Source organism: Bradyrhizobium sp. WSM3983, from assembly GCF_000473045.1.
Classification (GTDB): domain Bacteria; phylum Pseudomonadota; class Alphaproteobacteria; order Rhizobiales; family Xanthobacteraceae; genus Bradyrhizobium.
Genome location: NZ_AXAY01000003.1, coordinates 106,337 through 126,032, shown reverse-complemented (window position 1 = coordinate 126,032; position 19,696 = coordinate 106,337). Strand labels below are relative to the sequence as shown.

The 19,696-nt window shown below is 64.4% G+C and carries 19 protein-coding genes; 4 read left to right on the top strand and 15 right to left on the bottom strand.

Annotated elements, in window-relative coordinates; translation table 11 throughout:
• Window positions 1–47: 47 nt before the first annotated feature.
• From YUA_RS0105725 to gltX, 8 genes are all read right to left on the bottom strand, one after another.
• Window positions 48–815, bottom strand: a complete 768-nt coding sequence (locus YUA_RS0105725; RefSeq protein ID WP_027529814.1) for an SDR family NAD(P)-dependent oxidoreductase — start codon at window positions 813–815, stop codon at window positions 48–50.
• Complete coding sequence (locus tag YUA_RS0105720; protein WP_027529813.1) at window positions 812–1,927, bottom strand: ABC transporter ATP-binding protein; 1,116 nt, start codon at window positions 1,925–1,927, stop codon at window positions 812–814. The genes YUA_RS0105725 and YUA_RS0105720 overlap by 4 nt, the downstream gene beginning before the upstream one ends.
• A gap of 10 nt (window positions 1,928–1,937) precedes the next feature.
• A complete protein-coding gene (locus YUA_RS0105715; RefSeq protein ID WP_027529812.1) occupies window positions 1,938–2,795 on the bottom strand; it encodes a carbohydrate ABC transporter permease in 858 nt (285 codons plus the stop codon).
• A complete protein-coding gene (locus YUA_RS0105710; RefSeq protein ID WP_051383102.1) occupies window positions 2,788–3,663 on the bottom strand; it encodes a carbohydrate ABC transporter permease in 876 nt (291 codons plus the stop codon). The genes YUA_RS0105715 and YUA_RS0105710 overlap by 8 nt, the downstream gene beginning before the upstream one ends.
• A gap of 50 nt (window positions 3,664–3,713) precedes the next feature.
• Window positions 3,714–5,000 (bottom strand): ABC transporter substrate-binding protein, encoded by a 1,287-nt coding sequence (locus tag YUA_RS0105705; RefSeq protein WP_027529810.1) that lies wholly within the window; start codon window positions 4,998–5,000, stop codon window positions 3,714–3,716.
• Between the two features lie 52 nt (window positions 5,001–5,052).
• Window positions 5,053–6,231, bottom strand: a complete 1,179-nt coding sequence (locus YUA_RS0105700; RefSeq protein ID WP_027529809.1) for an ROK family transcriptional regulator — start codon at window positions 6,229–6,231, stop codon at window positions 5,053–5,055.
• Window positions 6,232–6,432: 201 nt separating this feature from the next.
• Window positions 6,433–7,737: a citrate synthase gene (gene gltA / locus YUA_RS0105695; RefSeq protein WP_027529808.1), complete on the bottom strand. Its 1,305-nt coding sequence runs from the start codon at window positions 7,735–7,737 to the stop codon at window positions 6,433–6,435.
• Window positions 7,738–7,882: 145 nt separating this feature from the next.
• Window positions 7,883–9,310 (bottom strand): glutamate--tRNA ligase, encoded by a 1,428-nt coding sequence (gene gltX / locus YUA_RS0105690; RefSeq protein ID WP_027529807.1) that lies wholly within the window; start codon window positions 9,308–9,310, stop codon window positions 7,883–7,885.
• A 143-nt stretch (window positions 9,311–9,453) separates the two neighbouring features.
• Between gltX and YUA_RS0105685 the strand changes: the two genes are divergently transcribed.
• The 4 genes from YUA_RS0105685 to YUA_RS0105670 all read left to right on the top strand — a co-directional run bounded on the left by YUA_RS0105685 (window position 9,454) and on the right by YUA_RS0105670 (window position 14,226).
• A complete protein-coding gene (locus YUA_RS0105685; protein WP_027529806.1) occupies window positions 9,454–11,130 on the top strand; it encodes a glutamine--tRNA ligase/YqeY domain fusion protein in 1,677 nt (558 codons plus the stop codon).
• 9 nt (window positions 11,131–11,139) lie between these two features.
• Window positions 11,140–11,523 (top strand): nuclear transport factor 2 family protein, encoded by a 384-nt coding sequence (locus YUA_RS0105680; protein ID WP_027529805.1) that lies wholly within the window; start codon window positions 11,140–11,142, stop codon window positions 11,521–11,523.
• Between the two features lie 86 nt (window positions 11,524–11,609).
• Window positions 11,610–11,843, top strand: a complete 234-nt coding sequence (locus YUA_RS0105675) for a DUF2171 domain-containing protein (protein ID WP_027529804.1) — start codon at window positions 11,610–11,612, stop codon at window positions 11,841–11,843.
• A 97-nt stretch (window positions 11,844–11,940) separates the two neighbouring features.
• A complete protein-coding gene (locus tag YUA_RS0105670; RefSeq protein ID WP_027529803.1) occupies window positions 11,941–14,226 on the top strand; it encodes a ComEC/Rec2 family competence protein in 2,286 nt (761 codons plus the stop codon).
• 10 nt (window positions 14,227–14,236) lie between these two features.
• Here the strand turns inward: YUA_RS0105670 and YUA_RS50895 are convergent, their stop codons facing one another.
• The 7 genes from YUA_RS50895 to YUA_RS0105635 form a co-directional block, all read right to left on the bottom strand.
• On the bottom strand, window positions 14,237–14,671 hold the full coding sequence (locus YUA_RS50895; protein WP_027529802.1) for a hypothetical protein: 435 nt from the start codon (window positions 14,669–14,671) through the stop codon (window positions 14,237–14,239).
• A 190-nt stretch (window positions 14,672–14,861) separates the two neighbouring features.
• Complete coding sequence (locus tag YUA_RS0105660; protein WP_027529801.1) at window positions 14,862–15,065, bottom strand: hypothetical protein; 204 nt, start codon at window positions 15,063–15,065, stop codon at window positions 14,862–14,864.
• A gap of 187 nt (window positions 15,066–15,252) precedes the next feature.
• On the bottom strand, window positions 15,253–15,954 hold the full coding sequence (lexA, locus tag YUA_RS0105655; RefSeq protein ID WP_027529800.1) for a transcriptional repressor LexA: 702 nt from the start codon (window positions 15,952–15,954) through the stop codon (window positions 15,253–15,255).
• A gap of 175 nt (window positions 15,955–16,129) precedes the next feature.
• Window positions 16,130–17,341, bottom strand: coding sequence for a gephyrin-like molybdotransferase Glp (gene glp / locus YUA_RS0105650; RefSeq protein WP_027529799.1), 1,212 nt, complete (start codon window positions 17,339–17,341; stop codon window positions 16,130–16,132).
• A gap of 223 nt (window positions 17,342–17,564) precedes the next feature.
• Window positions 17,565–17,759 (bottom strand): hypothetical protein, encoded by a 195-nt coding sequence (locus YUA_RS0105645; protein ID WP_027529798.1) that lies wholly within the window; start codon window positions 17,757–17,759, stop codon window positions 17,565–17,567.
• Between the two features lie 142 nt (window positions 17,760–17,901).
• Window positions 17,902–18,528, bottom strand: a complete 627-nt coding sequence (locus YUA_RS0105640) for an HAD family phosphatase (protein WP_027529797.1) — start codon at window positions 18,526–18,528, stop codon at window positions 17,902–17,904.
• A gap of 14 nt (window positions 18,529–18,542) precedes the next feature.
• Complete coding sequence (locus YUA_RS0105635) at window positions 18,543–19,670, bottom strand: alpha-hydroxy acid oxidase (RefSeq protein ID WP_027529796.1); 1,128 nt, start codon at window positions 19,668–19,670, stop codon at window positions 18,543–18,545.
• Window positions 19,671–19,696 lie beyond the last annotated feature (26 nt).

Below are 19,696 nucleotides of genomic sequence, written 5' to 3'. Positions count from 1 at the left end.
ACGCAGCGTCACGGAACCAGCAACCTAACCGCCCTGGGCGAGCGTAGCTAGGCGAGCCCGCCGTCGACCCGGAAACACTGGCACGTGATGCGCTGGCTCGCGTCGGAGGCGAGGTAGAGCGCCATGCCAGCGATATCGTCGGGCGTCACCGCATCGGGAATGGCCTGGCGCGTGCGCAGCTCGGTGATGGCCTGCTCGTTGTGAAACCACAGCCGACGCTGCCGCTCGGTGATGACCATGCCCGGCGCGATCGCGTTGACGCGGATGCGGTCGGCGCCGAACCGGCGGCCCAGCGAATTGGTGAAGCCGACGATCGCCGCCTTGGCCGCGGCGTAGACCGGCAGCGCCGGCGCGCCGCGCATCCAGGCCACTGATGACATGTTGATGATCGAGCCGCCGCCGCGCGCCTGCATCTGCGGCACCACGGCTTGAGCGGCAAAGAAGACGTGCTTGAGATTGACGCCGATCATCCAGTCGAATTCGGCCGGCGTCACGTCTGCCAGCACCTGGCGCTGGTCATTGGCGGCGTTGTTGACGAGGACGGCGGCATCGCCGAGCGATCCGTGCACCTTCGCCAGCGCCACGCGCAGGGCGTCGATGTCAAGGAGGTCGCAAGGCACGAAGAGCGGCGCGGTGCCGGAGGTCTTCGCGAGCTCCTGCGCCAGCGCTTCGCCCGCCTGCGCATCGATGTCGAGGAAGGCAACGCGGGAACCCTGGGCGGCGAAAGCGCGCACGAAGGCGGCGCCGATGCCGCTGGCACCCCCGGTGATCAGCACCACGCGGTCCGCGAGGTCGGCATAGCTCGTCCTGGTCATGCGATCAGTCGCTCCGTCTCGGGGTCGAACAGGCAAATGCGGCGGGTATCGAGGGCGAAGGAGGCAGTTGCGCCCGGCGTCGGGCGGATGTCCGGTGAGATGCGTGCCTGCGCGGGCTCGCCGCCAAGCCGCAGCAGGACGATGGTCTCCGCGCCAGTGGGCTCGACCAGCTCGACCGGCGCGGTGATGATGACCGGCGCGCCCGCGGCACCGGAGAACACGCGATCGCCCTCGGCGATGCATTCCGGCCGGATTCCAATCACCACCTCGCGGCCGACATAGGACGCAGCTGCGTCGTAGTCTTGGAGGCGGAGACGGACCTCGTCCGGCCGGCCTGCGCCGATCACCACCACAGGCCCGCCGGCGTCGGCCTCGAGCCGTGCCGGCATCGTGTTCATCGGCGGCGAGCCCATGAAGCGGGCGACGAACAGATTGGCCGGATAGCGGTACACCGTGTCGGGGTCTGCGAATTGCTGCACCACGCCGCGGTGCATCACGGCGATTCGGGTTGCCATCGTCATCGCCTCGATCTGGTCGTGGGTGACATAGATGATAGTGGCGCCGATGCGCTGATGCAGCCGCTTGATCTCCATCCGCATCTCGACGCGCAGCTTGGCGTCGAGATTGGAGAGTGGCTCGTCGAACAGGAAGAGCAGGGGATCGCGCACCAGTGCGCGCCCCATCGCCACGCGCTGGCGCTGGCCACCGGACAGTTGCGACGGCTTGCGGCCGAGCAGAGGCTCGATCTGCAGCAGCTTGGCTACGTTCGCCAGCGCCTTCTCCTGCTCCGCCTTGGCGACGCGTCGGCATTCCATGCCGAAGGTGATGTTCTGGCGCACCGTCATCGACGGATAGAGCGCGTAGGACTGGAACACCATGGCGATGTCGCGGTCCTTGGGCGGGACGTTGTTGACGACGCGTCCGCCGATCTCGATCGTGCCGTCGCTTGCCCGATCGAGCCCGGCGACGATGTTGAGCAGGGTGGACTTGCCGCAGCCGGACGGCCCGACCAGCACGGTGAATTCACCGCTCTCGATGTCGAGATCGATGCCTTTCAGCACCTCCAGATTGGCGTAGCGCTTCGACAGGGCTCGAATGCTTAGTGCTGCCATGACACATCCATCATTTCACGGCCCCGGCAGTGAGGCCGCGTACGAAATACCTGCCGCCGAAGAGATAGATCAGCAAAGTGGGGAGCGCGGCGATGATCACCGCAGCGCTCTGCACGCCATGCTGAGGGATATCTGCGACCGCGGCAGACAGCGCGATGAGCGCGGCCGTCACGGGCTGCTGCTGGCCGGTCGTGAATGTCACGCCATAGAGGAACTCGTTCCAGATGTGGGTGAACTGCCAGATCACCGTGACGATCAGGATCGGAGAGGAGAGCGGCAGGATGATGCGCCAGAAGATGCGAAAGAACCCGGCGCCATCGATGCGCGCGGCCCTGATCAATTCATGTGGAATGGCGACATAGTAGTTTCGACAGAACAGCACGGTGAAGGAGAGCCCCTGGATCGTGTGAATCAGCACCAGACCCGACAGCGTGTTGATGAGCCCGATGTCCCGCAGCACGATGGTCCAGGGCAGCAGGCGCATCTGCTGGGGCAGGAAGAGGCCGAGGGTGACGATGCCGTAGATCCAGTTGTCGCCGCGAAAACGCCAGAGCGACACGGCGTAACCCGCGACTGCACCGAGCAGGGTGGAGATAACAGTCGCGGGGATCGTGATGAGCGCGGAGTTCAGCATGTACGGCCGGATGCCGGCGCAGGTCTCGGCGACGCAGAAACCGCTCCAGGCCAGGGCGTAGTTGCCCCAGGCCAAATGTTGCGGCCAGCCGATCATCGAGCTCTGCGCGATCTCCTCATTGGTCCGGAGCGAGTTCAGCACCACGACAACCAGCGGCGCGAGATAGGCGGCCGCGAACAATGTCACGACGAGATAGATGAAAATCCTGCTCGGCGCGAAGCTTCGGTCACGCATGGGTGGCCTGCCGTCGCTGGACATAGCGCCACGCTGCATAGGGCAGCAGCACCGCGAGAAGGATGAGCAACATGAGCACCGCCGCCGCCGCGCCGCGGCCGAGCTGGCTGCGCTGGAACATCAAATCGTAGACGACAAGGGCCGGCAGCTGGGTCGCGATGCCAGGCCCACCGTTGGTGAGCGCGCGAACGAGGTCGAACGCGGAAATCGCAAACTGCAACTGGACCACAACGACGGTGATGGTGATCGGCCAGAGCGTCGGCAGAATGACGCGCCGATAGGTTCGGAACGGTCCAGCGCCGTCGATCTGCGCGGCCCTGATAATGTCGGCGTCGACGGAGCGAAGGCCGGCGAGGAAGAGCGCCATGGCGAAGCCCGAGGATTGCCAGATCGCAGCGATGACGATGGTCCAGATCGCCATGTCGCGGTTGACCAGCCAGTCGAAATGGAAGGAGCTCCAGCCGAGGTCATGGACGAGCTTCTCGATCCCGATACCGGGATTGAGCAGCCAGCTCCAGACCGTGCCGGTGACGACGAACGACACGGCCAGGGGGTACAGGAAGATGGTACGCAGCACGTTCTCGCCGCGAATGCGCTGATCGAGCAGGATCGCGAGCACGAGACCGGTGATCAAGCTCAGCAGCACGAAAGCGATGCCGAACAGCAGCAGATTGTCGAAGGCGATCTGCCAGTTCCGCGACGCCAAGACCGAATTGTAGTTGCGCAAGCCCACCCAGCCCGTGACCGGAACAAGGGTGGATGGCGTGAACGAAATCCAGATGGTCCAGATCGAAAACGAAATGAGGTGCGCTGCGGACAACAACAGCGGCACCCAGATCATCAGATATTCGGGCAGCCGGCGCACCATGTCAGAGGTCGCCGGCCGGCCCGGTCGCGTTGCTGTCAAGACGGCGTTGGTCAACGCGAGCCCTCGACGGCTTCGGCGAGGCGGGTGACCGCCTGATCCGGCGTAATCGTCTTGTTCTTCGCGTATTCGGTGAACACGTCGATCATCGCAGCAGTCAGGCCGTTTTCCTGCGCCATGTTGTGGGCGAGGCTCAGGACGGCCTGATTGTTGGTGACAGCGTCCTTGAGTGCGGCTGCGGTTCGCCGTTGACCGTCCGACCAGCCTTCACCGGACAGATCGACGTCGGTGCGCACAGGGATTGATCCCGTGATTTGCGAATACATGGTCTGGATCGCTGGATCCATGACGAGCTGGGCCATCAACGCCTGACCCGCCTGCAGATCGGGTTCTTTGCGCTGCCAGAAGATGAAGGCATCGGCATTCAACAGGAACACCGGCTTGCCATTGTCGCTGGGCCCTGGCGCGATGACGTAGTCGTCGAACTTGAAACCGGAGTTTTTCAACACGCCCTGCGCCCAGCCGCCCATGATCATCATGCCCATGTCGCCGTCGACAAAGCGCTTCAAATTGGTGGCATAGGGTTGGGCGCCGACATTGGGGTCCATCCAGTTGGTAATCTTGCGCATCTGTGCGAAGGCAGCCTTGATCTCGGGACCTTCCAGGGCCTTCTTGTCGAGATTCATGATGGCTGCGCGGTATGCAGCGGGACTGATGCCGGCGAGCGAGGCTTCGAATTTTTGACCATCGTCGGCGCGGGTGCCACCATTGGCGACGGGAAAAATGACTCCGCCGGCTTTCATCTTCTCGGCAAGATCGTTGAAGTCAGCCCAGGTGACGGGGGGCTTGTCGGCCTTGGCCTTGTCCATCGCCCGTTTGGAGAGAAACAGCATATTGGTGCTGTAAATCTGCAACGGCAGGGCAATCCACTTGCCCCACGGCTTGTGCAATTTTGCAAGGTCCGGCGCGACGACCTTCTCGTAGCCGGCGGCAGCGACAACGGCATCGAGATCGACGGTCGGCGCAATCTTCGACCAGGCGGCAATCTCGGGGCCCTTGAGTTGCGAACAGGCCGGCGGATCGCCGGCGATGATCTGGGCGCGCAGCTTGTTCATCATCTCGGTGGTGAAGCCTGGGACGGGCGAGTGCTGCCAGATGCCGCCTTTTTCCTCAAATTTCTTGCCGAGCGCCGTGATGGCAGCTCCATCGCTGCCTGCGGACCATTGCGAGATTGCGGTGAGGCGCGGCTTGACCGCGCCTTGCGCGCGGGCAAGGGCCGGCAGCGCGAGCGCGGCAGCAGATCCAGCGAGCAGACGACGCCTTGTTGTTGTGATCGGCATGGCAAGTTCCTCCCGGTGTGAAGTTCTTTGCGCGAGAGCCGCGCAGGCTATTTCAGGCTGCCTCCGTCGATGCGGCCGGCATGCCGCCGCTTCTGGTCAGGCAGAGCGCGGCGAAGGCGAGTGCGGCCTGCGGATCGTTGCCGTTCGAGGGCGGCACGAAGGCGAGCGACACCTGCGCCAGTTTCCGGCCGCCCAGCAGGCAGGAGTCGATCCCGTCGATAACGGCCTGGCGATCGTCCTCGGCGAGCAGCGATGGCCAGCCGCTGACGACAACGCCGCGGCATGGCTTGACGTTCAATGTGTTGCCGATGGCGAGGCCAAGTCTGAAGAGCCGCTGGCGCAATTCCTGGCGTACCCGCGCCGTGAGGGGGATCGTGGTCACCCATTCACTGCCGAGCTGGAGCAATTCTGCTTCGGTGACGCGCAGAAGCTCGGCCAGCGCCGGCAGCGACGTATAGGCCTCGACGCAGCCGTGATGTCCGCAGCGGCAACGCGGGCCGTCTGTTCCGAACACCATGTGACCGAGCTCGACCGGGTCGAGCGCGTCGTCCTCGATCGGATCATCCATCCAGGCGCCAGCGACGCCCTGGCCGACGAAGACGAACAGATGCGCATCGCTGAACGGATAGTTTTCCGTGCGGCAACGGTGAAAGGTGGCGTGCGCCACCACAGAATTGGTGAAAGTGACCGGCACGCCTGTGAACAATTCGCCGAACATGTCGCCGATACGTCCGACATCGCAGGGAATGATCGGGTTGCCCGATACGCTCAGGCGGCCGAGGCCCGGAACGGTAACGCCGATTTGTGCAAGCCTGATGCGACGCCGACGCGTCCAGTCGCGCAGCAATTCCAGCGCTTCGCGAAACACCCGGCCGACGGATTCCACCGTTGGCTTCTTCGGCAGCGGCACACGCTCGGTGTAATGCAGTTCGCCCGACAGGCCGCCAACGCCGACGCTGAGCCATTGGCCGGTCAGCTCGAGGGCCGCAAGCGCCACCGTGCGATCGAGCGACACGAGGCCCGTCGGGCCGCCGACATAAGGGGCAGGGCGCCGCACTTCCTCGATCAGGCCTTCAGCCTTCAGGTCGAACAGGATCCGCGACAGGCTCGCTTCGGACAGGCGAACGGCTCGCGCCAGCGGCGGGCGGAACGAGCCGCCGGACTGGAGCAAATGAGTCAAAATGGCAGCACGCGTCTGCCGCCGACTTCTCGGCTGCTCCGGCATTTCCATCCCTGTCGTCATTCTTACTTAGTGTAAGAATTTGCGCGCGGAGTGCTTCAACTGTCAAGCGCTCGCAGGCGCGATGCATGAACTTGTTGTTGTGCGCGGCAGCAGATTGGGCGCGGTCCGACCGGTTTCGTGGGGTGTGCACCAACAAAAACGGCGCCATCCTTGTGATGGCGCCGTTCCGTGGGACCATAAAGTCCGAACTTACTTGCGATCCTTGATCGCCACGTAATCGCGCTTGGTGACGCCTGTGTAGAGCTGGCGCGGGCGGCCGATCTTCTGGTGCGGGTCCTCGATCATCTCGCTCCACTGGCTGATCCAGCCGACGGTGCGGGCAACCGCGAACAGCACGGTGAACATCGAGACCGGGAAGCCCATCGCCTTCAGCGTGATGCCCGAATAGAAGTCGACGTTCGGGTAGAGCTTGCGGTCGATGAAGTACTGGTCGCTGAGCGCGATCTTCTCGAGCTCGAGCGCCACCTTCAGCATCGGATCGTCGCCATGGCCGGTCTCCTTGAGCACGGCGTGACACATCTTCTGCATGATCTTGGCGCGCGGATCGTAGTTCTTGTAGACGCGGTGACCGAAGCCCATCAGGCGGACTTCGGAGTTCTTGTCCTTCACCTTGGCAATGAACTCGGGGATCTTGTCCACGGTGCCGATCTCGGCGAGCATCGCGAGCGCGGCTTCATTGGCGCCGCCATGCGCCGGGCCCCAGAGGCAGGCGATGCCGGCGGCGATGCAGGCGAATGGGTTGGCGCCGGAAGAGCCGGCGATACGCACCGTCGAGGTCGAGGCGTTCTGCTCGTGGTCGGCGTGCAGGATGAAGATCTTGTCCAGCGCGTCAGCGAGCACCGGGTTGATCTTGTAGTCCTCGCACGGCACGGCGAAGCACATGTTGAGGAAGTTCTCGGCGAACGACAGCGAGTTCTTCGGATACACGAAGGGCTGGCCGACGGTGTACTTGTAGGCCATCGCGGCCAGCGTCGGGATCTTCGCGATCATGCGCATGGAAGCGATCATGCGCTGCTTCGGATCGTTGATGTCGGTGCTGTCGTGATAGAACGCGGCGAGCGCGCCGACGGAAGCCACCATCACCGCCATCGGATGGGCGTCGCGGCGGAAGCCCTGGAAGAAGCGGGCCATCTGCTCGTGCACCATCGTGTGATGGATCACGCGGTGGTCGAAATCCTTCTTTTGCGCGGCGGTCGGCAGATCCCCGAACAGCAGCAGATAGCAGGTCTCGAGGAAGTCGCCGTTCTCGGCGAGCTGCTCGATCGGGTAGCCGCGGTATTCGAGCACGCCCGCGTCACCGTCGATATAGGTGATCTTGGACTGGCAGCTCGCGGTCGAGGTGAATCCGGGATCGTAGGTGAACAGGCCGGACTGGCCGTAGAGCTTGCCGATATCGACGACATCAGGCCCGACGCTGCCGCTGAGGATCGGGAGATCGTAGTTCTTGTTTCCGACCGTCAGCGTGGCGGTCTTGTTGCTCGATTTTGCGTCCATCAGAGGTCCCCGATGTGTGGTGAAACGGGCCGGAGCCGGAGTCCCCGAAGCGAGAAGATGGGGCAGGCCGGATGTTCCAGAATGTACGGGGAGATGGGTATATTATTGCTGTGTGCGCTGCAAGATCATGACAGGCATGGCCTACTTACGTCGTAGACTGATCTTTGAGCCGGCCGAGGCTCTCCTGGCGTCCCAGCACGTCCAAAACCTCAAATATACCAGGCGAGGTGGTGCGGCCGGTCAGCGCCGCCCGCAGCGGTTGGGCGACAGCGCCGAGCTTGAGACTATTTTCCTCGGCAAAAGCGCGCAGTGCGGCTTCCGTGGTGGCGCCGCTCCAGGTCTCGACATTCTCCAGCGCGGAATGGAGTTGGCCGATCAGCTTGCGGTTCTCAGGTGTCAGCAGGGCTGCGGCCTTGGGGTCAAGCTGCAACGGCCGGTCGGCGAAGATGAAATAGGCGCCATCGATCAGCTCGATCAGCGTCTTGGCGCGCTCCTTCAGGGACGGCATGGCCTTGAGCAACTGGGCGCGCGTGGTGTCGCTTAACTTGGCCTTAATCTCGTCGCGGGCGGGCACGACGTGGTCGAGCACGTCCTCGAAGGCCTTCACGAGTGATTGATCGTCGGCGTGGCGGATGTAATGGCCGTTGAGGTTCTCCAGCTTGGCGAAATCGAAGCGCGCCGCGCCGCGGCCGACATTGGAGAGGTCGAACGCCGCGATCATCTCCTCGGTCGAGAAGATCTCCTGGTCGCCATGGCTCCAGCCGAGCCGGACGAGATAATTGCGGAGCGCGGTCGGGAGGTACCCCATGGCGCGGTAGGCGTCGACGCCGAGCGCGCCGTGACGCTTGGACAGTTTTGAGCCGTCCGGACCGTGGATCAGGGGGATGTGGGACATGCTCGGCAGCGCCCAGCCCATCGCATCGTAGATCTGCTTCTGGCGCGCGGCGTTGATCAGATGGTCGTCGCCGCGGATGACATGGGTGACGCCCATGTCGTGGTCGTCCACGACCACCGCGAGCATGTAGGTCGGGTTGCCATCGCCGCGCAGCAGCACGAGGTCGTCGAGGTTCTCGTTCTGCCAGACCACGCGGCCCTGGACCTGGTCCTCGATCACGGTCTCGCCGGTCTGCGGCGCGCGCAGGCGGATGGTGGGCTTGACGTCGGACGGGGCGGTCGCGGGATCGCGGTCGCGCCATAGGCCGTCATAGAGGCGGGTGCGGCCCTCCGCGCGCGCCTTCTCGCGCATGGCGGTGAGCTCCTCGGCGGTGGCATAGCAGCGGTAGGCCTTGCCGTCGGCGAGCAGCTGCTCGGCGACCTCGCGGTGGCGGGCGGCGCGGCTGAACTGGTAGATGACGTCGCCATCCCAGCCGAGCTCCAGCCATTTCAGCCCGTCCAGAATCGCGCCGATCGCGGCCTCGGTCGAGCGCTCGCGGTCGGTATCCTCGATCCGCAGCAGCATCTTGCCGCCGTGCTTCTTCGCATAGAGCCAGTTGAACAACGCGGTGCGGGCGCCTCCGATGTGGAGGAAGCCGGTTGGCGAGGGAGCAAAGCGGGTGACGACGGAATCGGTCATTCTTGGCAGGGCCTATGCATTGGAAGCGGTGGTATATAACAGGACCCGAGCATAACTAAAGCCCGGCAGCGGACCGCCAAGCCCTTGGCTCAGCCACGCGAATTTGGCAGAAGGGCCGCTGATTTCCCTACAGGATTTTCGTAATGACAGAACCGGTGGCGACTGAGGTTGGGCGCGATTTCATTCGTGACATCATCCAGGCCGACCTCGATCAGGCCAAATACAAGGAGATCGTGACCCGGTTCCCGCCGGAGCCGAACGGCTACCTCCATATCGGCCACGCCAAGTCGATCGCACTCAATTTTGGGATCGCCCAGGAGTTTCCGGGCCGCTGCCATTTGCGCTTCGATGACACCAATCCGGTCAAGGAAGAGCAGGAATACATCGATTCCATCCAGGCCGACGTGCACTGGCTCGGCTTCGACTGGGGCAAGAACCTGTTCTTCGCCTCGGACTATTTCGATCGCCTGTACGAATGGGCGGAGAAGCTGATCCGCGATGGCCTGGCCTATGTCGACGACCAGACCCAGGAGGAGATCCGTCTCTCCCGCGGCACGCTGACGGAGCCCGGCAAGAACTCGCCGTTCCGTGACCGCAGCGTGGACGAGAATCTCGACCTGTTCCGCCGCATGAAGGCCGGCGAATTCCCGAACGGTGCACGCGTGCTGCGGGCCAAGATCGACATGTCCTCGGGCAACATCAATCTGCGCGATCCCGTGCTGTATCGCATCCTGCATGCGCACCATCCGCGCACCGGCACCAAGTGGAGCATCTATCCGAGCTACGACTATGCCCACGGCCAGTCGGACGCCATTGAAGGCATCACGCACTCGATCTGCACGTTGGAGTTCGAGGATCACCGACCGCTCTATGACTGGTTCATCGAGAAGCTGCCGGTGCCGTCGAAGCCGCACCAGTATGAAATGGCACGGCTCAACCTGACCTACACGCTGCTGTCCAAGCGCGTGCTGACCCAGCTCGTTCGCGACGGCCATGTCGCCGGCTGGGACGATCCGCGCATGCCGACCATGGCGGGCATGCGTCGCCGCGGCGTGCCTCCGGCTGCGCTACGCGAATTCGTCAAGCGCATCGGCGTCGCCAAGGCCAACAGCGTGGTCGATGTCGGCATGCTCGAGTTCTGTATCCGCGAGGAGCTGAACCGCACATCGCAGCGGCGCATGGGCGTGCTGCGGCCGCTCAAGGTCGTGATCGAGAATTATCCGGAAGGCGAGACCGAGGAACTCGAGGCGATCAATCATCCCGACGATCCGTCCGCCGGCACGCGGAAAATCACGTTCGGCCGCGAGCTCTATATCGAGCAGGACGACTTCATGGAGAACCCGCCGAAGAAGTTCTTCCGCCTGTCGCCGGGCAACGAGGTGCGGCTGCGCTATGCCTATTTCATCAAGTGCACCGGCGTGATCAAGAATGATGCCGGCGAGGTGGTGGAGCTGCGCTGCACCTACGACCCCGCGACCAAGGGCGGCAATGCGCCCGACGGCCGCAAGGTCAAGGCGACCATGCACTGGCTGCCCGCGGCGAATTCGGTGCCTGCGGAGATCCGCATCTACAACCAGCTGTTCGCCAATCCGAACCCGGATGCCTCGAATTTTGCGGCCGATCTCAATCCGCAGTCGCTGGAGATCCTCTCCGACGCCCGGATCGAGGCCTCGGTTGCGGAAAGCAATTCGACCGAGCCGATGCAGTTCGAGCGCCAGGGATATTTCGTGCGTGACAAGGACTCGACGCCCGGCAAGCCGGTGTTTTCGCGAACGATCGGCCTGCGCGATACGTTCGCGAAGGAAGTCGCCAGAGGCTGAGGGACGCAAATGAGCAATGAAGCCGACGCCATCGCTTCCGCCATCATCGCGAAATGGTGTGCCGGCTTCGCGATGCTCGATGCGGCCGGGCTGTCATCACTCTATTCGAAGAACGCGTTCTTCTTCGGCTCCAACCCGAAGCTCTATCGGGGCAGGGATGGCGTCGCCGACTATTTCAATGGCCTGCCGCGCTGGCGCCAGCCGAGCGCGGTGTTTTCCGAGGTGAACGCGGCGCATGCGGGGCCGGACCTGATCAACATGGGCGCAACCATTACGTTCGATCTTGGTGAGCGGCCCGACCTCATCGTCAAGATGAGCTGGGTCATCATTCGCGAGGACGGCGACTGGAAGATCGTCAATCACCACGCCTCGGCGAAGGCGCCGCTGATCTGACGGGCGACGCGCACGATATCGTCATCCCGCGAAAGCAACGAACGCGCGCTTCGCGCGTTACGTGGGTCCCCAACCAGGATCCCCGCATGCAGAACATCGCAGAACATATGGAAGTCATCGGCGCCGATGGCGTGCACATCGGCACGGTCGACAAGGTCGAAGGCAATCGCATCAAGCTGACCAAGAAGGACAGCGGCGAGGGCAGCCACAAGGGCCACCACCATTTCATCGACAAGGGCCTGGTCGCCGGTGTCGAGGGCAACAAGGTCCGGCTCTCGGCCAAGGCGGACGTGGCCGTGACATTGGAAGAGGAAAAGTAGGGCTGCGGCCCGTTCGTTCCTGATCTGTACCGCTATTCGGCGGCCTGCACGTTCCGGTAGCCTCTGCGCCCGTCGCGTATCGCAGGGTTGCTAAGGAATGATGGAGCCGGGCCGGCCACAGCGTGCCTCGCAGGGTATCGCCGGCACTTGGCCGACGACGGGCCGCACAGCGTCTGCCGGCGGCTTTGTGCCGGCTGGCTTTGGTGTTTGGCCCGCGATCGTCGGGACGTTGCGCGAATGGGCAAAGGCCGAAGCCGGTGCCGGGCGACTGTTTCCCTGGGTGCCCATCGCCTTCGGCTGCGGCATCGCGCTCTACTTCGCCGCCGATCATGAGCCGGTGCTGTGGGTCGTTGCCACGACCGCGGTGGCGCTGGCGCTCGGGGCGGTGTTGTTGCGGCGGAGCCGCTGGTTTGCGCCGGCGATCATGATCGCTGCGGTCGCGGCCGGCTTTGCGATAGCAACCTGGAAGACGGCGCGCATCGCGCACAATGTGCTCGCCAAGCCGCTCTATTCCGTGTCGCTGTCGGGCTTTGTCGAGACCCGCGACATCCGCGAACGCACTGATCGTTTCGTGCTGCGCGTCACCGCGATGGAAGCACAGCGCAGCGACATGAAGCTCGAGCGCGTCCGCCTCTCCGTGCGCAAGGGCACCGCGCCCGACGTCGGCAGCTTCGTGCAGTTGAAGGCGCGGCTGATGCCACCGCTCGCGCCATTGCGGCCGGGCAGCTACGATTTTTCGCGCGACATGTTCTTCCAGGGCATCGGTGCCTCCGGTTTCGTGATGGGAGCGATCACCGCGTCCGCGCCGCCCGATGCCGGCGGGTTGCGGTTGCGCTATGCGGCGGTCATGCAGGGCCTGCGCGATGCGATCGACGCGCGGATCCGCGCCACGCTCGACGGTGACAACCGCGCAATCGCAACTGCGCTTTTGACCGGTCGCCGCGATGCGATCACCACGCCCGTCAACGACGCGATGTTCGTCTCCGGCCTCGGCCATGTGCTGTCGATCTCCGGCTATCACATGGCCGTCGTCGCCGGCGTCGTCTTCTTTGCGGTCCGCGCGCTGCTGGCGCTGATCCCCGGGCTGGCGGCCGGCTTCGCAATCAAGAAATGGTCTGCTGCCGCGGCGCTGGTCGCGTCCGCATTCTATTTGCTGCTCTCGGGCGCGGAGGTCGCAACGCAAAGATCGTTCTTCATGACCGCAGTGGTGCTGATCGCTGTCATGGTCGATCGCCGCGCGATCACGTTCCGCACGCTGGCGGTGGCGGCTCTGATCGTGCTCGCGGTCGCGCCGGAAGCGCTGGTTCATCCGAGCTTCCAGATGTCCTTTGCGGCAACGCTCGGGCTGGTCGCGCTGGTGCAGATCGGCATGCCGAACCTGTTTGCCTCGCCCGATCATTCGACGACCGCGCGCATCGCGCTGTGGGGCGGCCGCGAGATCGCGATGCTGTTCATGGCCTCGATGATCGCGGGGCTTGCGACCACGCCCTATGCCGCCTTCCATTTCCACCGCGTCACGCCCTACGGCGTGCTCGCCAATCTCGGCGCGATGCCGGTGGTCTCGGCGCTGGTGATGCCGGCCGGGCTGTTGGGATTGCTCGCGGCGCCGTTCGGGCTCGACGGTGTGTTCTGGTGGCTGATGGGAATCGGGATCGACTGGATGGTGGCGGTGTCGCGTTGGGTGGCTGCGCTGCCCGGCGCGATTGGCCACATCGCTGCCTTCGGCACTGCGCCGCTGATCGGTGCGAGCCTCGGCCTGATCCTGATGGGCCTGTTGCGGACGCCGCTGCGCTGGTCGGGCGCGTTCGTGCTCGTGGTGACAACGATCTGGGGTCTGTCGGTCCGGCAACCCGACATCCTCATCGCCGGTGACGGCCAGAGCGTCGCAGTGCGGGGCAGGGACGGGCGGCTGCATCTGATCAGGACCAACAAGGACAATTTCCTGCTCAAGGAGTGGCTGGCGGCGGACGCCGACCCGCGCGATGCCGGCAGCGCTTCGCTCGCTGACGGCGTGTCGTGCGATGAGTCGGGCTGCGTGAGCCCACTCGCCGACGGCCGTATGATTGCGTTGGCGCTGCGCATCGACGCGCTGGCGGACGACTGCAGCCGAGCGACACTGGTGGTGACTGTAAAGCCCGCGCCGCCGGATTGCGCGGCCATGGTAGTCGATCGGCCGCGTCTCGCGCGCCAGGGTGCGCTGGCGCTGACGCGGCGTGGCGACGGTTTCGCGATTGCGTCGGTGAAGGCGAGGGGCGCAAACTGCCCCTGGTCGCCGGCGGCGGCCGGCGATGGAGATTTCGAACTGACCCTCATGCCACGGTCAGCAGCTCCGCGTGTCCGCGACGCAACGCCGTCGGAAGCCGATCTTCAGGCCGAGGACTGAGACCGACCCTTCAGCCGATCGGCAGACGCGGGGACGTCGTACGGCTGTCGGCGACGACCTGCGGCTTGTGCTCGCGCTCGCCCAGCGGCTGGGTCACGGGCAGTTGCAGCACGGTTGCGCGCTGGCCCTCGACGAGCTGCGTCACCAGCACGTATTTGCCGTCGGGGAATTCGATCGCGTCGTGATGACGATCGGGAATGTGCGGATCGACCTTGCCGAACTTGCCGACGCGCGAATTGATGGTGCGTGTCCAGATCCAGCGATTGTCGTAGCGGACGTTGTCGGCGAAGGCGAGCTCCGTTCCCGGCAGCAGGCAGACCGCGACTGACATGTCGGCTTCGGAGGCGAAGCCGCGCGTCGAGGTGCCGCGGAACGTTGTCGTGACGATCGTCTCGCCAACCTCTGCGGGACGCGTCGCGACGGCATGCAGGCTGTAGTCACACATCGGGTGCTCCTCAATCGGGATAGAGCACCCGCGCCTCTTCTGAGGCGCAGGCCTCTATCAGAGTGGAATTCGCCGAGCTTCTGCTCGGTTGTGGGCAAATCTACGGCTTGGATCCGCAAGCTGCCATCACAATATCTTTTTCAAACGCACGAGGAACAAAGCCTGCTCCTGTGCATTTGGCGTGCTGGTTTTAGCGGCCTGCGGGTGCCGACCAGCCAGAATATTGCCAGGCCGGTTGCGATGGCTGCTCGACCGCGTTGCCGGCATTACGGAATTGCGCGCTCGTTGCCTGCGGCGGCTTGCGGGCGTGATGCTGCGGCTGCGCGGCCAAGGCCTGCGATGCTGATGCTGCGATCAGCGTGATCGTGAATGTGCTCAAAATGATCTTGCGCATGGCTGTCTCCTCGGTCTCTCAAAGGCCGCGAAGCGATGGGTGCTTCACTGCGGCGTGCCGAGGATGTAGCGCTGGAGAGGGGGCCGGATAATTTGTGCAAAACCAGAAAGACTATCCAGCCGGAGCGGACAATCGTCCGCTCCAATCGTCGAAGCGCGCGCTTGCCATCGGGCGGCGCGCGGAGGGCTCAGTACTTCCGGTACAGCCCGATCAGCTTGCCCTGGATCTTGACCCGGTTGGGCGGCAGGATGCGCACTTCATAGGCGGCGTTGGCGGGCTCGAGCGCGATCGAGGCGCCACGGCGGCGGAAGCGCTTCAAGGTGGCTTCCTCGTCGTCGATCAGGGCGACCACGATGTCGCCGGTGTCGCAGCTCTCGTTGCGCTGGATCAGCGCCATGTCGCCGTCGAGAATGCCAGCGTCCACCATCGAATCGCCGCGCACTTCGAGCGCGTAATGCTCGCCCGAGCCGAGCATGTCGGGCGGAACGCTGATGGTGTGGCTACGGGTCTGCAAGGCCTCGATCGGCGTACCGGCTGCGATCCGCCCCATCACGGGCACCGCGACAGGACGCTCGCCCTCTTCGGCGGGCGGGCTCGATGTCATGCGCACCTTGCCGAGATTGCCCTCGATCACGCTCGGCGTGAAGCCGCGGCGGCTGCCGGCGGCGGCCTGGAGTTCGGGCAGCTTGATCACCTCGATGGCGCGGGCGCGGTTAGGCAGGCGCCGGATGAAGCCGCGCTCCTCGAGCGCAGTGATCAGGCGATGGATGCCCGACTTCGAGCGCAGATCGAGCGCGTCCTTCATCTCGTCGAAGGAGGGCGGCACGCCGCTTTCCTTCAGGCGCTCGCTGATGAACCGCAGGAGCTCGTATTGTTTGCGCGTTAACATCTCGACCAAAATCCCCCGGTTGATGTCGTTCGATTCCGAGACGTGAATTCGGCAATAAGCCGCTGCATGCTCGAAACAAATCATGAACGGACACTATATGTTCGATACATGTTCCGCAACTGCTTAATTTACCGTGAACGCGACAAAGTTCGCGGAACGGTTGCGAACGATGCGCTCAAACGGGCAGTCGCAGCACCTCGCAAGGGCTGCCGGCTTCGGCCTTCGGTGCGAACGGCGCGCGCACGAGAAGTGCCTGTGCTGCAGCGAGATTCGCAAGCAGCGAGGAATCCTGGTGATTGACGGGAAGCGCGACGAGCGTGCCGTCATCGCGCAGATCGAGGCGCGCGCGAAGGTAATCCTCGCGCTGGTCATTGGCACCGACATCGCGGCCGAGCACGGCGCGTTCGCGGCGATGATGAACCATCGAACGGCCCGACAGCGTACGAATCAGGGGCACCATGAACAGGAAGCCGCAAACGTAGGATGACACGGGATTGCCAGGCAGGCCGATCACGCGCATGGCGCCGAGCTGCCCGTTCATCATCGGCTTGCCCGGCCGCATCGCGATCTTCCAGAACGCCATCGAGGTGCCCTCGTCCCGGAGCGCTTGCTGCACCAGATCGTGGTCGCCGACCGAGGCGCCGCCGGTCGTGATCAGGATGTCGGCGCCGGAGTCGCGCGCGCGCCGGATCCCGGCAGTGGTGGCGGCAAGCGTGTCGGCGGCAATCCCGAGGTCGATGGTGTCCCCACCCTCGCTGCGGGCAAGCGCATGCAGCGCGTAGCCGTTGGAATAGACGATCTGGCCATGACCGGGCGTGGTGCCCGGCACCACCAGCTCGTCGCCGGTGGCGAGAACGGCGACCTTTGGACGGCGCCGGACGCTAAGCTGCGGGTGGTTCATGCCAGCGGCGAGCGCGAGGTCGCGCTCGGTGAGCCGGGCGCCCTGGCGCAGCAGCACGTCACCCTCGGAGAAGTCGATGCCGGCCGGCCGAATGTGCCGCCCGGTGACGGCTGCTTCCTTGATCGTGATATGCTTGCCGTCTGCGACGGTATCTTCCTGGATCACGACCGCATCGGCGCCATCGGGAACGACGCCGCCAGTGAAGATCCGGACGGCTTCGCCGGCGCCGACTGTTCCTGCAAAGGGGCGGCCGGCTGCGACCTCGCCAATGACGGCGAGCTGCGCATTGATCTTTGCCGCATCGGCCGCGCGAACCGCATAGCCATCCATCGCTGACATCGCCTGCGGCGGCTGCGTCCGCCGCGCCGCGACATCGCGCGCGAGCACGCGGTGGAAGGCCTGATCGAGCGCGACCGATTCCTCGGGCAGCGGCTCCGCACCGGCGAGCACGGCAGCGAGCGCATCGGAAACCGGCATGAGGGCCACGGGTGAAAGCTCCAGCTACGCCCGTTCGGGCAAATCAGCGGCGAGAGTTCTAGCCGAGTGCAGGCGCAGAGGCAAAACGGTGGTCGCGCAGGAAGATTTATCCTGCGTCATCCGCTCGACGATGAAGGCCGAGCATCATGCCAGTCGCGTCATGATCTGGAAGACGAGACAGACCGGCATAAGGATGGCCATGGCAAGCACGAGAATGATGAGAGCCAGCACGTCAGGTCCCTGCCTGCCTGTCCAGACTGACATCGGGCGCTTGGGGGCTCTGATCCCTGTCGGGCATCGGATCGGCCTGGGATTTCAGATCAGCCGCCTTGCTCATCAGCTTGGCGGAAAGCTCGGAATCCGAGGTGGTCCTGGCAAATTTGACCAGCAGCGAGGCCTGCTTGGTGAGGTAGGTTTTGCCCAACACGATGAATACGTCCGTTCGTTCGTAGACTTCCCAACGGACTGTAGAGTCCAGAAGCAGGTATTCCGTTCCCGGAACTCTGTACAAAAATGCACAAAATGGTTTGGTTCCTCAATTCCGGGTGCAATTGTTCCGGAATGCGCGGTCAGATCCCCAGCGCTGTCAGTGCGTTTCCGACGTCGCGCGGCGAGGTCACATGGATCGCGGTGAGGCCCCGGGCCCTCGCGCCTTCGACGTTCTCGGCGAGGTCATCGAAGAACACGATCCGGTTGGCCGGCACCCCCATCGCGGCGACGACGTGGTCGAAGGCTTCCGCATCGGGTTTGCGCAGGCCGATGCTGGAGGACAGATACAGCTCGCGGAAATGGCCGAGCAGATCGGCATACTCCTTCGAGAAATGGTCGACATGCGGGCGGTTGGTGTTGGAGAAGGCATAGAGCGGCATCTGTTTCGCCGCGCGCGGGAGCAATTCCGCGATGTCGGGCATCTCGCCGGCGAAGATCGCGTTCCATCCCTCCAGAAATTGCGCATCCGAAATGCCGATGCCGAGCGATGCGCGCAGCGACTGGAAATAGTCCTCGTCGCTGATCTTGCCGACCTCGTGCAGCTGGTAAGCCTCGGTGTCACGCTCATAGCGCGCCACGATGGCCTCAGGCTCGAGGCCTGCATGTCCCGCCCAGCAGGCGATCGCCCGGGAGAAATCGATATCGAGCACCACGCGCCCGAGATCGAACAGAAGCGCGTCCGCGCTGCCGGGAGAGAGCGATGTCATTGCGTCCTGTCTCGTCAGTATCGATAGGGCTCGTGGTCGAACAGCGGGAATGCGCTGAACACGCTCGGCGCATTCGTTGCGATGGCCTGGTGCAAGCAGGACTTGTTCACTTCTGCGAATGACGTAGCACCCAGAAGGCCCAGGCAGCGCAGCACCTCGTCCTCCAGCAATTCCAGCATCCGCGTCACGCCGGTCTCGCCGGCCGCCGCCAGGGCCCAGCATTGCAGCCGGCCGATGCCGACGAGGTCGGCGCCCGCGGCGATCGCCTTGACGATGTCGGTGCCGCGGCAGATGCCGCCATCCACCATGATCTTGGCGCGGCCCTTCACGGCCTCGACGATCTCGGGCAGCACATGCATGGCGCCGCGGCCGTGATCGAGCTGGCGGCCGCCATGGTTGGAGACGTAGATCCACTCGACGCCGTGATCGACCGCGATCTGCGCGTCCTCCGCGGTGGCGATGCCCTTGAGGATCAGCGGGATTTTGAACTTGTCCTTGACCATCTTCACGGTCCGCCACTCCAGCCCCTTTTGGTAGTCGCCGCCGGTGGCGCGCAGGCGGCTCTCGCGAACGTAGCGCTTGGCGATGTCACGCTCACGACGGCTATAATGGGCGGTGTCGACGGTCAGGCAGAAGGCGGCATAGTCGGCCTTCTCGGCGCGGCCGACGACGTCGGCGACGAACGCGTCATCGCCGCGGACATAGAGCTGGTACATGCGCAGCGCATCGGGGGCGGCTTCGGCGGTCTTTTCCAGGCCGGGCTCGGAGACCGAGCTCAACATGTGCGACGCCCCGAAGGTCCCGGCCGCGCGCGCCACGCTGGCGGCGCCATGCGGGTCGAATATCTCCAGCGCGCCGACGGGGGCGAGCACCACGGGCAGGCGCATCTTGCGGCCGAACTGCTCAACCGAGCCGGAGACCTTGCGCACGTCACGCAGCACACGCGGGCGAAAAGCGATCTCGTCCAAGGCCATGCGGTTGCGGCGCATCGTGGTCTCGGTCTCGGCGGCGCCGACGATGTAGTCCCAGGCGTTCTGGTTGAGGTTGGAACGCGCCTTCCGGATGAATTCGTGCAGGTTCTGGAACGGCTCGTTGCTGGCGCCCAGTTCGACGTTCCGTTCCTGCCGGAGTGCTTCGTTCATTGTTATCCTCCCGAGAATTTGAAGTC